This window comes from Agromyces sp. GXS1127 (assembly GCF_050565425.1).
GTDB lineage: Bacteria > Actinomycetota > Actinomycetes > Actinomycetales > Microbacteriaceae > Agromyces.
This window is the reverse complement of record NZ_JBOCIG010000006.1, coordinates 74,357-87,658: the sequence shown is the minus strand read 5'-3', so window position 1 is coordinate 87,658 and position 13,302 is coordinate 74,357. Positions and strand designations below refer to the sequence as shown.

Here is a 13,302-nt window from a genome sequence, read left to right as displayed (position 1 = left end):
CACGTCCCCCCGTGGGCGTGCCCACGCGCATCGTCCCGCGATCCGGGAGCGCGGCCGCGGGACTTTCGGCCCACCGCCGCCGGCCCGCGGCGCGCTCCTCGGCACGGCAGCCCGTGACTCAGCGCCCGATCGGGTCCAGCACCTCGAGCATCGACCCCTGCACGATGCCCGCCCACTCGTACGCGGCGCGCAGGTAGTCGTCGCGCTCGTCGTCGGCGGGCTCTGCCTCGTCGGGGTCGGTGACGCCGACGCGCTCCGCGAGGATCAGCCTGAGGTCGGTCAGGAAGGTCAGCCAGCCCCACGCCTGGGCCTGGTCGAGCTCGATCTCGACGAGGCCCGCGTCTCGCTCGGTCGCGGTCGCGTCGCGCACCGACTGCGCGGCCTGCCGCTTGCCGTCGACGAGGCTGTCGCGCGTGTAGCGGGTGAAGTCGTGCGCGGCCTGCTGGTCGTCGGGGTACGCGGACGGGAACAGCCGGCCGAGCGCCGGGTCGTCGTCGCCGCCGAGCAGCAGCACCGAGTCGACCTGGTCGGCGAGCTCGGAGAGCAGCATGGCCTCCTCGGTCTCGAGCACGATCCGCACGCCGTCGGCGCCCCCCTCGCGTCCGGCGACGATCACGGCTCGACCCTCGAGACGGTGGCCTGCAGGCCGTACCCGTGCATCGCGTGCACGTGCCGCTCCATGGCCTCCCGGTTGCCGGATGCCACGACCGCGCGGCCCTCGTGATGGACCTGCAGCATCAGCCGCTCGGCCTCCTCGCGCGGGTAGCCGAAGTAGCTGCGGAAGACGTAGGTGACGTACGTCATGAGGTTGACGGGGTCGTCCCACACGATGGTCTGCCAGGGCAGGTCGGGCAGCACGGCCTCGTCGGCGACGAGGTCGGTGTCGAGCTGCTCGATGGTGGACGTCACGATCCCAGACTGACACGCTCCCGGCCCGGCCGCACGTCCCCCTTCGTCAGGACGCGGGCCGTCCGGCGCGCCGCCGGCGCCTGCCCCGGCGGCGCCGTCAGCCGGCGTCGGCCGCCGGGTCGCGGCCCAGCGCGTAGGCCACGGCCTGCGGCAGGTCCATCGCCATGCCGGCGCGGTAGAGCGGCGCCAGGTCCTCGCGCGCCGGATCGAGCTCGTCGACCGACAGGCCGCGGATGCGGGTCATCTCGTGGTCGACGATCTTCGCGCCCGAGGAGTTGCGGAGGCCGCGCACCGCCCCGGCGAGCCGCGCGGCGCGCTCGTCGTCGCCGGCGGCCTGCGCCAGCGCGGCCGCGAGCGAGAGGAACAGCACGACCGCCGAGACGTCGCGGTGCCGGGCGAAGAGCTCGAGGCCCTCCTCGAGGTAGACCCAGGCGGTGTCGATGTCGTCGAGCCTGGCGCTGAAGATGGCGACCTCGAACATGCCCCAGCCCATGCCGAACTCGTTGCCCGCGCGTCGGTAGTGCTCGATGCTCTCGCCGAAGAGCTCGAGCGCACGCGGCACGTCGTCGTCGAGGTCGGAGATCGCGAGCGCGCGGCCCCACGTGATGTTCCCGAGCCCGTCCTCGTCGCCGAGTCGCCGGTAGATCGCCTCGCCCTCGTCGTAGAGCCCGTACACCTCGCGCCGCACCTCGTCCGTGATCCCGGCGGTGACGGCCGCGACGGACTGCCCGATCGCGGCGTTGTAGATCGCGTTGGCGACGTCGGCCGGATCGCCGACCTCCCGCTGGATGGCGAGCGCCTCGCGGTACGGCGGGACGCAGCGGTCGATCTCGCCCTGCCACCAGTAGACGCCGCCGAGCGCCTCGAGCGCCCTCGCCCGGTTCCGGGGCTCGCCGCCCTCCAGCGACACCACGGTCTCGAGCCGGCTGCGGCCCTCGTGCAGGTGGCCGCGCGACTGCCAGAACCGCCAGGATGCCGCGGCGAGCCGCAGCGCGAGGTCGGTCTCGCCGTGGACGGCCGCCCAGTCGAGCGCGGTGCGGACGTTGTCGTGGTCGTCGTCGAACCGGTCGAGCCATGCGGACCGGTCCTCGCCCATGACGTGGACGGCCACCTCCTCCGCCCAGTCGGCGTACGCCTCGAGGTGGCGGCGGTGGATCGCCTCCGCCGCGCCGCTCGCCTCGAGCTTCAGCAGCGCGACCTCGCGGATCACGTGCAGGGTGCGGAACCGCGCCCAGCCGCCGGGCGACGAGACCTGTCGCAGCAGCCCCTGGTCGACGAGCTCGGCGAGCCCGGCCAGCAGGTCGACGTCGACGTCGTCGCACACGCGCTCGATCTGCTCGAGGTTCGCGCCGCCGGCGAACACGCCGAGCCGCGCGAACAGTTCCCGCACGGACGGCTCGAGCAGGTCGTGGCTCCAGGCGATCGCGCCTTCTATCGTGCGCTGCCGCTCGGGCAGGTCGATCGATCCGGTTCCCGGCCGCGCGGGATCGAGCCGCGCGAGGATCTCGGGCACCGGGAGCAGGCGCACGCGAGAGGCGACGAGCTCGATCGCGAGCGGCAGCCCGTCGAGTCCGCGCACCAGCTCGGAGACCGCGGCGGCGTTCTCGGGCGTCACCGCGAAGTCGGGGCGCACGGCCATCGCCCGGTCGACGAACAGCGCGACCGCGTCCGCCTCCGTCACGAGCGCGGGGTTGCGCCGGTCCGGGAGCTCCATCGGCTCGAGCGGCATCTCCTGCTCGGCGGCGATCCGCAGCGGTCCCCTGGAGGTGACGAGGAAGCGCGACCGCGGCGAGACGCGCACCATGTCGGCGACGACGGATGCCGCGGCGATGACCTGCTCGAAGTTGTCGAGGATCAGCAGCACCTCCCGGTCCGCCATCCGGTCGACGAGCGCGTCGCGCGGCGGCCGGTTCCCCGGCGCGGAATCCTCGCCGAGCGACCGCAGCACCTGCGACGGCACGACGTCGGGGTCGTCGACCGGCGCCAGGTCGACGAAGCACACGCCGTCGCGGAAGCGGTCGCCGATCTCGGCGCCGACCTGCAGGGCGAGCCGGGTCTTGCCCGTCCCGCCGGTGCCGGTGATGGTCACGACGCGCGAGGTCTCGAGCAGTTCGCGCACCCGGGCGCTCTCGCGACGCCGGCCCACGAAGTGGGTGACCTGCGACGGCAGGTTGTTCGGCACGGCCTCGAGCGACCGCAGCGCCGGGAAGCGGTGGTCGAGGTCGTCGGCGTCGAGCTGGAAGAGGTGCTCGGCCTGGGACAGGTCCCGCAGGCGGTGCCTGCCGAGGTCGCGCAACGCGACCCCGCCGGGGAGTTCGTGCTCGACGAGCGCGGCCGTCGTCGCCGAGAGCACGACCTGGCCGCCGTGCGCGGTCGCCGTGATCCGCGACGCCCGATGCACGTCGAGCCCGATGTAGTCGTCGCCGCCGAGGAGGCCGAGCCCGGTGTGCAGGCCCATCCGGACCCGCGGCGCGAGCCCTTCCGGCCAGTCGTGGCCGGCGATCGCGCGTTGCGCGGCGACTGCGGCGGTCACGGCGTCGACCGCCGACGCGAACGCGGCGAAGAAGCCGTCGCCCTCGGTCTTGACCACCGTGCCGCCGCAGTCCGTGATGGCCTCGCGCAGCAGCCGGTCGTGCTCCTCGAGCAACGCGGGCCACCGCTCGGCGGCAGCCTCGACGAGACGGGTCGACCCCTCGACATCCGTGAACAGGAAGGTGACCGTCCCCGTCGGGAGACGACGACGGCTCGTCGCAGCCGTGGTGGTCACCCTCCGAGCCTGACATGTTCGCGCTGCCGGCGCACGCCCCACTTCGGGCGCGCCGCGTTCAGCGCCGGGTGGAGGCGGTGACGGTGAACTTCGGGTTGCGCGCGACCTGGCGGGTCGGCCCGACGAGGCGTTCGAGCAGCGGCCGGTAGCGCAGGTGCGAGTTCCACACGCACCAGAGTTCGCCGCCCGATGCGAGCACCCGCGCGGCCTCGCCGAAGAGGTGGGCGGCGATGCCCGTGTGCACCGCGGCGTCCGAGTGGAACGGCGGGTTCAGCACGACGAGCCGCTCGCTCGCGTCGGGCAGGTGCTCGAGGCCGTCGGCGCGCACGACCTCGACGCGGTCGGCCACGCCGTCGGCGGCGGCGGTCAGGCGAGCGGATGCCGCGGCCGCGGCGCTCCGGTCCGACGCGCGCACCACGAGGCCCGGGCGCTCGCGCGCGAGCCACGCCGCCACCACGCCCGAGCCGCACGCGAGATCCACGGCGGTCGCGGCATCCGGCACCGCCTCGCCCAGCACGTCGAGCAGGAAGCGCGTGCCGATGTCGACCGTCGTGCCCGCGAAGACGCCGCCGTGCGCGACGACCTCGAGGCCGAGCGCGTCGTCGTGCGCGTGGCGGGGCCAGGGCGGGGCGGCCGTGGCGGGCCGGTCGCGAGGTGCCGTCGCGACGAGCACCCGCGACTTCTGGCGGGCATGGGTGACGTCGACGCGCGCGAACCACCGGCCGAGCACGTCGTTCATCGCGACCGACATGTGCTTGATGCGTCCGCCTGCGACGACGCGCACGTCGGCCGCCGCATGCTGCGCGACGAGCGCCGCGACCTCGTCGAGCCGGTCCAGCGAGCGAGGGAGGCGCATGAGCACGAGCCTCGCCCCGGCGACGAGCTCCGGGGCGAGGGGCGAGCTCCGCGGACGCTCGTCGGCGGGGACGCCGAGCCGGGCCGCGTTGGCGGCGAGCGCGCGCTCGCCCGTGAGGGGGTCCTGGTGGACGCGGACGCCGCGTGCGCCCGCCTCGACGGCGCCGAGGGCGAGCGCGCCGTACGCGTCGTCGATGACGACCACCGAGCCCGGGGCCCCGGCGGCCTCGGCGAGCGCCGTCGCCGCCTCGTCGAGGATCAGCCGGTCCGCGGCATCCGATGCGGCCAGGCCGGGCGCCTCGAGGTCGGGGTACCGGCGGAGGGCGTCGAAGTCCACCCCGGAACCCTACCCGCGCTCCTCGGGCGGGCCGTCGGACGCGGTGGCCCGCTGGCGGGGGACGATCCGGAACTCGGGCGCCTTCGACACCAGCAGCCAGGCCGGCAGCACGATCGCGCACAGCCACGAGAGCAGCGAGATGTCGCCCGAGACCGCCACTGCCAGGAACAGGGCGAGCCAGCCGTCCCTGGTGACGACGAGCAGCATGCCCAGCAGCGCGCACGCGACGGCGAACGCGAGCGGGATGTCGGGGAACAGCGCGTGGCCGAGCATCCCGAACGCGACGCCGATGAACGCGGCCGGGAAGACCCGGCCGCCCCGGAAGGCCGCGCTCGCGGCCACCAGCAGGGCGACGAGCTTGACCCCGACGATCAGCGCGAGGGTCGGCGCGTCGTAGTCCTCGGGGTGCTCGAGCAGCTCGCCCATCTGGTCGAGACCCTTGAACAGCGTGATCGGTCCGCCGAGCAGGCCGAGGAGCCCGAGCAGGAACCCGCCGGCCGTGGCGATGAGGATCGGCTGCCGGAGCGAGTGGAACGCGCGGTGCACGAGCGGGAAGAGATAGGTCGCCGCGAGCCCGACGAGCACGGCCGCGAGGGCGATGAGCGTGCCCCAGAGCAGGTCGACGGGTTCGAGCGCCTCCGCGGGGATGTGGAACTCCAGCGGCGGTTCGCCGAGCGCGTGCATCGTGAGCGCGGCGGCGGCGGCGGAGGCGAGCGGCAGGAAGAGCTTGTCCCACAGGGCGCCGCCGCCGCGCACCGCGGCGAGGATGCCGGTGAAGAGCAGCGCGGCGGCCACGGGCGAGCCGAACAGCGCGCCGATGGTGCCCGCTCCGGCCATGAGCATCGCGAGCTTCGCGCCCACGCGCGGCATGAACCGTCCGAGCACGGCGACGGCGAGCGCGACGTTGATCGCGATGATCGGGTTCTCGGGCCCGAGGCTCACGCCACCGGCGAGGCCGAGCGCGGTGACCACGGCGAGGCCCGGCAGGACCCGGAGGCGGAGCGGTTCCTCGACGAGTTCCGTCGTGGCGGTGTCGGGGCCGCCGTGCCCGGGCAGGACCTGCAGGCAGAGTCCGACGGCGAGTCCCGTGGCCGTGAGGACGACCACGATCCACCAGCCGTCGGGTGCGATGCCGAGGGCTTCCGGCAGGGTGGTCCAGACCAGGTCCTCCAGGGCGCCGGCGCTCACGTCGAGCAGGCGCAGCACGAGTGCCGAGAGCACGCCGATGACGATCGCGGGCACCGCGAGCAGCGCCAGCTGGCCCGGCGTCGGCGCCGGCATGGCCTGCTGCGCCGGTTCGGCGTCGCCCGCCGGCGTCCGCTCGGTCTGGTCGGATGGCTCCGTCATCGCCGCTCCCCCGGGTCCGGGCCCCTCCCGCGACCGCCGGGTCGCGCTCGCCCCCGGCGACGACCCTCCGCCCACCATATGGGCACGCGGCTTCGGCCGCGATGCGGATTCCACCCCCGAACGGGGCTCGGCGCGCCATCCGCTCGAGGACTATCGTGCCGCGCAGGCCGGGAGGGGGGACCATGGCCGCCGTCGTCGAACCTGCCTCGACCTCGACCGTCGCCGCGCAGGCGCGCGCCGCGGCGTCGCTGAGGCGCTGGGTGCGCTCGCGGCGCCCGCGCACGCTGCGCGCGATCGTCGCGGTCGCGATCGCCCTCGCCGCGGTCATCGCCCTCGCCGAGATCGACCGGCTCATCGCGGGCGCCCTGAGCGCCACCGGGCGCAGCGCCTCGCTGAACGGCACGATCGGCCCCCTCGCGCTGCTCTCCCGCGAGAGCTGGGCCGAGTGGGCGTCGAGCGCGAGCCGCGGTTCGATCGGCGGCTGGATCATCGCGTCGATCCTCATCGACCTCGCGCTCATCGCCGCGTACTTCTGGATGGCGAAGCGCATCATCTCGCGGATGGGCGACGAGGAGCCGCGCCGGTACGCGCGCACCGCCCTCATCGTGCTGCTCGGCATCGAGGCGGCGGAGTTCGTCGTGCTGCTCGCGGGTGCACTGCTGCTCGTGTTCGGCGGCGGCCCGGTCCCCGCCGACCAGGCGGGCCTCCTCGCGCCGATCGGGCCGGTCGCGATCACCGAGGCGGTGCTCGGCACGCTGAAGTGCGCGCTCGTCGTGCTCCTCGCCGTCTTCATCGTGCGCGACGGCCTCGCGCGGCGGATCATCTGGACGGCCGTCCGCCGTCTCGCGCAGGCACTCTGGCTGCACCGCCTCTCGACCGTGCTCGTCCTCGCGCTCGCGGTCCTGACCTGCATCCCGACCGAGGGCGTGCTCGACCAGCTGCCCGACCTCCAGCGCCGGTGGGCCCAGGCCGGCGTCGACGGGACGGCCCTGCTGCACATGGGGTGGGCGCTCGTGGCGATCGCCGTCGCGGTGCTCTGCGCCTGGGCCCTCGGGCGGGCGCGCACGCGCGCCCTGGCCTCGGGGGTCCGCGGCTTCGACGTGACGAAGGTGAAGCCCCATCGGAAGCACGCGCTGTGGTGGCTCGCCCCCATGGTCGTCTGGCTGGTCCTCTGGGGGATCACCGGGTGGCTGACCGGCGCCTGGCTGCCCGGCTGGGCGGCGATCGCGTTCCTCGCCGTCCCGGCGCTCGTCATGCTCACCTATCTCCCGTGGTGGAAGGCCGAGTGGGCGGTCGCCCCACGGGTCGATCGCCTCGATCGGGCGCGCTGGGCCTGGCTGACGGGCGACGCGATCGCCGTCGCCATCCCGGTCATCGCCGGGCTCGGGCTCGTCCGGTCGTTCACCGCCCCGGTCTTCGCCGGGCAGCTGCCGTACGAGAGCGGGCTGAGCTATCCGTTCTCGGTCGTCCTGCTGCTGCTCGGGCTGGGGATGGCGGTCGGTTCGCCCTGGTTGCTGCGGTGGCGGTGGCACGTGCCGGTGCTCCTCGATCCGACCGTGCGCGTCGATGCGGACCCCGTCGTGCCGTCCCGGCGGCGACGCGCGCACCTCCGCGTGATCGTCCTGGGGTTCGCCGCCGGCCTCGTCTTCCTGGCGCTGATCGGCCTGCTGCCCGTGCAGACCGCGGCGCTCTTCGGTGCGCCCGCGCTCGCGGTGCTGCTGCTCACCGCGTGGGGCGCGGTGCTCGGCACCTTCACGGTCGTGCTGCAGGACCATCCGCCCGCACCCGTCTTCCGGTTCCTGCGGCTCCGCGCCGACCCGGTCCTGACCCTCGCCATCACGATCCCGCTGATCTGGGCGATCATCGCGCCCGTGCTCGGCGCCGACGACCCGGGCCTCCACGGCACCCGCACCGGCGCCGTCGGGAACGGCGACGCCGCCGCGGCGCGAAAGGCCGACGACTCGCTCGAGCAGCAGATCACCGACCGACTCGACCGGCTCGCGGCATCCGGCTGCACCGCCCGCGTGGGCGACGCGTCGTTCACGCCCGCCCTGGTGGTCGTCGCCGAAGGCGGCGGCATCCGCGCGGCGTACTGGACCGCCCGCGCGCTCGACCAGCTCCGCGGTCCCGTCGACGACCCGGACTGCATGTCGACCTCGGTGCTCGCCTCGAGCGGGGTCAGCGGCGGCTCGGTCGGGCTCGCCGTCGCCGCGACCGAACGGCGCAGCGCGACGGAGCTCGAGGCGCTCGCCGGCCCCGACGCCGTCGGCACCGGTGCCGCCTCGCTCCTGGTCGGCGACCTGGTCGCCTCGGTGACGGGGCTCCGGATGCCGTCGAACGTGGCCGGGGAATGGGCGTGGCGCGATCGGGCGGCCCTCATCGAGGGCGTCTGGGTCGATTCCGTCAACGGCCTCGAGGAGACGGTCGCGCTCGCGGCATCCGATCGGATCGGGATCCCGGTGCTGAACTCCACCGACATCCGCTCCAAGTGCAAGGTGCTCGTGTCGAACGGGCTCATGACGGAGGCCGGACCGCCGCCGGTGCCGCCCTCGACGTCCGGCGCCGGCGAGGCCGCGCCGGACACCGACGCCGAGGCCGCAGCGGCCGCCGTCGAGGCGGACCCGAGCGTCGGCTGCGAGATGCCCGCGACGGCGCCGGCCGCGAGCCTGCCCGTGGCATCCGCGTGCTTCTCGGAGATGGAGTGGGCGACCGCGGCGATGCTCTCCGCACGCTTCGCCGTCATCACGCCCGCCGCGCGCATGCCCGGCGAGAGCGTGTGCGGCGACGCCAGCATGCAACTCGTCGACGGCGGCTACGCCGAACCGACGGGCCTCGGCACGGCCGCCGACCTGGCGCCGGTCATCGCCGACCGGATCGCGGCGTGGAACCGGGATCACCCGGCCGCGGATCCCATCGTGCCGATCCTCGTCTACCTCAGGAACTCGGCGGGCTACGACCTCCGGCGGAGCCTCGAGGACGTGACCGCGGAGCCGCTCGTGCCCCTCGTCGGCTACCCGGCCCTGACGAAGTCCAGCACCGAACAGGCGCTGCGCCAGCGCGCGACCGCGGCGTTCGTCACGATCGGCGAGGGCGACCGCGCGGGCGCTCGGGTGATCGACGAGGTGCAGGACTGCGCCAACGACGGCTGCCTGCCCGGCCTCGAGGTCATCGTCGCGCCCTCGACGGTGCCCGCGGTGATGCCGCCGCTCGGCTGGGCCCTGAGCGGCTTCAGCATCGAGAGCCTCGACCGGGCGATGCTCGTGCAGACGCAGCCCTCCACCACGGACGTCCCGAACCTCCACACGCTGCGCTCGCTCACCGAGGACTGACGTCGGCGTCGCGGACGGGCCTGATCGACCCGCGCAATCCGATGGCGGCGCCCAGCCGGGTTTGGTAGGTTCTGCCCCCGAATGCGAGACACGGCGGGAGCATCGGGGGAGCGCCGCGCGGCGAGGGGATCGTCGGCGCGGCGTCCGTCGTCTGCGCCGTCGGGCCGCCGGGCCGCGCCGAGCGCGCGGGACGCGACATCCGGTCGGCGGGCCGCACCGCCGACGCAGGGGCCCTCGCCGTCCCGTCGCGGCGCGACATCCGCCCGCCCGCATCGTCGCCGACGGTTCGCCGCCGCGCTGGGCGCGACGCTCGCGGTCGCCGGCCTGCTCGCGACCCTCGCGCTCGCGCCGCTGCCCCGGGCCGAGCTGCCCGTGGCCGAGGCATCCGTCACCTCGCTGTCGCCGTTCGCCGGCGCCGCGCAGGAGGTCGAGGTCGACGCCGGGATCTCCGCGGCGAGCGTGTCGCGCGAGGGGTACTCGACGACGACGGGGCCCGAGACGCTGGTCGAGTCCGGTACGAACTACGACTGGGCGAAGCTCGTGCTCGTGTTCGGCGATTGGCCGCTCACCGACGAGAACGTGCGGCTCATGGTCGAGTGGATGCGCGAGGAGAACGGCCCCGACAACTGGTGGAACCGGAACAACCCCCTGAACAACGGCTACGGCTCGGGCGGTGGCAGCGGGCTCGGCAGCTACGACACGCTCGTGACGGCGGCCGAGTACGCCGCGTCCAACCTGGAGAAGCGCTCGTTCTACGCCGGCATCGTCGCCGGGCTCGAGGCCGGCACGTCGGCGGATGCCACGGCGCGAGCGATCTGGGCGTCGCCCTGGGCGTCGAGCCACTACGGCAACGGGGCGTGGTGGTCGACGGCGCCGGTGCCGGTGGTCGCCGCGCCCGCGTCGGCCTGGGGGCGCTGAGCCGACCCGAGGCCGGTCCGGCACTCAGGCGTCGGCGAGGAGCTGCGACATCCGATCGAGTGCGCCGGGCACGAGCCGGTAGTACGCCCAGGTGCCGCGCTTGCTGCGCTCGAGGAAGCCGGCGGTCGTCAGGATCTTCAGGTGGTGCGAGACGGTGGGCTGGCTGAGGCCGACGGGCTCGATGAGGTCGCAGACGCACGCCTCCTCGCCCTCGGACTTCGCGACGATCGAGAGCAGCCGCAACCGCGTCGGGTCGGCGAGCGCCTTGAACGATGCCGCGAGCCGGTCGGCGCGGGCGGCGTCCATCGGCTCCGTCACGAGCGGGCTGCAGCACGCGCCGCTCGCGGCCGGCCGGACCTCGACCCCGAGGTCGACGCGGGCGCCGACGCCGACGGGCGTGAGTTCGAAGGTCGTCATGCCGCCGATCCTAGCTCGAATATTGACAAACTTCGATGAACGGGTCGACACTGGGCATCGACGAACTTCGATGTAGCCGGAAAGGCCCGCCATGACCCTGCTCGACCTCACCCGACCGACGACGCGCTCCGAGCGCCTGGACACCCTGCCCGTCGCGATCATCGGCGCCGGGCCGATCGGCCTCGCCGCCGCAGCGAACCTGCTCGAGCGCGGCCTCGACGTCGTCGTCTACGAGGCCGGCGACCGGGTCGGCGCGAGCATCCGCGAGTGGGGCCACATCCGCCTCTTCTCGCCGTGGCGCATGCTCGTCGACCCCGCCTCGCGGCGCCTGCTCGAGGCCTCCGGGTGGGAGCACCCCGAGGAGGACCGCCTGCCCAGGGGCGCCGAGCTCGTCGAGCAGTACCTCGAGCCGCTCGCCGCGCTCGAGCCGATCGCCTCGCGCATCCGCTTCGGCGTCGACGTGACCGCCGTCGCGCGCGAGGGCATGGACCGGACCCGCACCGCCGGGCGTGCGGATACGCCGTTCGTGCTGCGCGTGCGCGAGGCATCCGGTGCGGTGCAGGATGTCGCGGCCCGCGCCGTCATCGACGCGTCGGGCACCTGGCGGAACCCCAACTCCCTCGGCTCGAGCGGCCTCGACCCGCTCGGGCTCGACGAGGTCGCGGACTCGGTGACGCACGCCCTGCCCGACGTGCTCGGCGCCGACCGCGCCCGCTTCGCGGGACGTCGCACGACCGTCGTGGGCGCCGGGCACTCCGCCGCGAACACCCTCCTCGCCCTCGCGGCCCTCGCGCGGGAGGTACCCGAGACCCGCATCACCTGGGCGATCCGCAATGCCTCGGCCGTGCGCGTGACGACCTCGGAGGACGACGGGCTCGCCGCGCGGGCCTCGATCGGGCGCCGCGTCGACGACCTCGTCGCGGCGGGCCGCATCGAGGTGCTCGACCGTTTCGAGATCGTACGGCTCGGCCGCGGCACCGACGGCGGCGTGCGCGTCGTCGGCGCGCGCGCGGGCGAACTCGTCGAGCACGAGGCCGACGTCGTCGTCAACGCCACGGGCTTCCGCCCCGACCTCGGGATGCTCCGCGAGATCCGCCTCGAGCTCGACGACGTGGTCGAGGCCCCGAAGCGCCTGGCGCCGCTCGTCGACCCGAACGTGCACACCTGCGGCACGGTCGAGCCGCACGGCTTCGCCGAGCTCCGCCAGCCGGAGGACGGCTTCTTCCTCGCGGGGATGAAGAGCTACGGCCGTGCGCCGACCTTCCTCCTCGCGACCGGGTACGAGCAGGTCCGCTCCATCGCGGCGTGGCTCGCGGGCGACCCGGCGGGCGCGGCGAACGTGCGGCTCGAGCTTCCCGCGACGGGCGTGTGCTCGACGAGCCTCGACGGGTCGAGCGGCTGCTGCTGAGCACGGCGATCGGCCGCGACATCCGCTGCTCGCATAGACTGTCGTCTATGCACACGGGTGGGGCGGATGCCGCGGCCGGCGGTCTCGCGTTGATCGCCGATCCCACGCGGGCGCGCATGCTCTCGCTCATCCTCGCGAGCCCTGACGGCCGCGCGACCGTGACGGCGCTGGCCGACGAGCTCGGGCTCCGGCAGCCGACCGTGTCGCACCACGCGAAGGCGCTGCTCGACGACGGCGTGCTGGTGCGCGAGCCCGAGGGGCGTCGCGCCTGGTACTCGATCGCGCCCGACCAGCTCGACCGCGTCACCGAACTGCTCGAGGTGCCCACCACGACCCCCTCGCCCGACGACGAGCCGGCGATCGTCCGCGTGGTCGACGACCTCGCGACGCGGTTCGCGGGCACGTTCGGCCGGCAGACGGTCGAGCGCTACGTGCGCGAGAGCCGCGACCTGCTCGCCGAGCGGAGCGGGATCTCGAAGCGCTTCACGTCGCGGGCCGCGGGCTTCGCCGCGGAGCGCCTCGCCGCCCTCGCGGCGCAGGGGCGCGGGTCGGCCGCGACCACGCCCGAGGTGCTCTTCGTCTGCGTGCAGAACGCGGGCCGGTCGCAGATGGCGGCCGCGATCCTCCGGCACCTCGCCGGCGACCGCGTGCACGTCCGCACGGCCGGGTCCGAGCCCGCCGACGCCGTGTCGCCGGCCGTCGTCGGCGTGCTCGACGAGATCGGCGTCCCCGTCGGAGGCGCCTTCCCGAAGCCGCTCACCGACGAGGTCGTCCGCGCGGCCGACGTCGTCATCACGATGGGCTGCGGCGACGCGTGCCCGGTCTACCCCGGCAAGCGTTACGAGGACTGGGAGCTCGAGGACCCCGTCGGCCGGCCGCTCGGCGAGGTCCGTGGCATCCGCGACGACATCGACCGCCGGGTGCGCGAGCTCATCGCGAGCCTGACCTGAGATCGAGCGGATGCCGCGGCCGCGCGCCGTCCGTCGCCGCCACGGTTTCGCGCACGCGGAGAGGT

10 protein-coding genes are annotated in these 13,302 nt (G+C 74.6%); 4 read left to right on the top strand and 6 right to left on the bottom strand.

Features of this window, described 5'->3' with window-relative positions; genetic code table 11:
• Positions 1–118: 118 nt before the first annotated feature.
• The 5 genes from ACQ393_RS12195 to ACQ393_RS12175 all read right to left on the bottom strand — a co-directional run bounded on the left by ACQ393_RS12195 (position 119) and on the right by ACQ393_RS12175 (position 6,215).
• Positions 119–616: a DUF2017 family protein gene (locus ACQ393_RS12195; protein WP_430647109.1), complete on the bottom strand. Its 498-nt coding sequence runs from the start codon at positions 614–616 to the stop codon at positions 119–121.
• Entirely contained in the window at positions 613–909 is a 297-nt protein-coding gene (gene clpS / locus ACQ393_RS12190; RefSeq protein ID WP_430647108.1) for an ATP-dependent Clp protease adapter ClpS, read from the bottom strand. Before clpS ends, ACQ393_RS12195 begins: the two co-directional genes overlap by 4 nt.
• A gap of 97 nt (positions 910–1,006) precedes the next feature.
• A complete protein-coding gene (locus ACQ393_RS12185) occupies positions 1,007–3,676 on the bottom strand; it encodes an adenylate/guanylate cyclase domain-containing protein (protein WP_430647107.1) in 2,670 nt (889 codons plus the stop codon).
• A 58-nt stretch (positions 3,677–3,734) separates the two neighbouring features.
• On the bottom strand, positions 3,735–4,868 hold the full coding sequence (locus ACQ393_RS12180) for a class I SAM-dependent methyltransferase (RefSeq protein ID WP_430647106.1): 1,134 nt from the start codon (positions 4,866–4,868) through the stop codon (positions 3,735–3,737).
• Positions 4,869–4,877: 9 nt separating this feature from the next.
• Complete coding sequence (locus ACQ393_RS12175; RefSeq protein WP_430647105.1) at positions 4,878–6,215, bottom strand: ion channel protein; 1,338 nt, start codon at positions 6,213–6,215, stop codon at positions 4,878–4,880.
• Between the two features lie 182 nt (positions 6,216–6,397).
• On the opposite strand from ACQ393_RS12175, the gene ACQ393_RS12170 reads away from it, so the two are divergent.
• Positions 6,398–9,544, top strand: coding sequence for a hypothetical protein (locus ACQ393_RS12170; protein ID WP_430647104.1), 3,147 nt, complete (start codon positions 6,398–6,400; stop codon positions 9,542–9,544).
• Positions 9,545–9,625: 81 nt separating this feature from the next.
• Positions 9,626–10,462, top strand: coding sequence for a hypothetical protein (locus ACQ393_RS12165; RefSeq protein WP_430647103.1), 837 nt, complete (start codon positions 9,626–9,628; stop codon positions 10,460–10,462).
• A gap of 24 nt (positions 10,463–10,486) precedes the next feature.
• Here the strand turns inward: ACQ393_RS12165 and ACQ393_RS12160 are convergent, their stop codons facing one another.
• Positions 10,487–10,879: an ArsR/SmtB family transcription factor gene (locus ACQ393_RS12160; RefSeq protein ID WP_430647102.1), complete on the bottom strand. Its 393-nt coding sequence runs from the start codon at positions 10,877–10,879 to the stop codon at positions 10,487–10,489.
• Between the two features lie 91 nt (positions 10,880–10,970).
• On the opposite strand from ACQ393_RS12160, the gene ACQ393_RS12155 reads away from it, so the two are divergent.
• Together ACQ393_RS12155 and ACQ393_RS12150 are read left to right on the top strand one after the other, a co-directional pair.
• Positions 10,971–12,287: an FAD-dependent oxidoreductase gene (locus tag ACQ393_RS12155; RefSeq protein ID WP_430647101.1), complete on the top strand. Its 1,317-nt coding sequence runs from the start codon at positions 10,971–10,973 to the stop codon at positions 12,285–12,287.
• Positions 12,288–12,334: 47 nt separating this feature from the next.
• Entirely contained in the window at positions 12,335–13,237 is a 903-nt protein-coding gene (locus ACQ393_RS12150) for a metalloregulator ArsR/SmtB family transcription factor (protein ID WP_430647100.1), read from the top strand.
• Positions 13,238–13,302: the final 65 nt, after the last annotated feature.

Coding starts and splice junctions, on each gene's coding strand:
- ACQ393_RS12175 (WP_430647105.1), bottom strand. CDS start 6,215: ATGACGGAGCCATCCGACCAGACCGAGCGGACGCCGGCGGGCGACGCC.
- ACQ393_RS12170 (WP_430647104.1), top strand. CDS start 6,398: ATGGCCGCCGTCGTCGAACCTGCCTCGACCTCGACCGTCGCCGCGCAG.
- ACQ393_RS12165 (WP_430647103.1), top strand. CDS start 9,626: ATGCGAGACACGGCGGGAGCATCGGGGGAGCGCCGCGCGGCGAGGGGA.
- ACQ393_RS12160 (WP_430647102.1), bottom strand. CDS start 10,879: ATGACGACCTTCGAACTCACGCCCGTCGGCGTCGGCGCCCGCGTCGAC.
- ACQ393_RS12155 (WP_430647101.1), top strand. CDS start 10,971: ATGACCCTGCTCGACCTCACCCGACCGACGACGCGCTCCGAGCGCCTG.
- ACQ393_RS12150 (WP_430647100.1), top strand. CDS start 12,335: ATGCACACGGGTGGGGCGGATGCCGCGGCCGGCGGTCTCGCGTTGATC.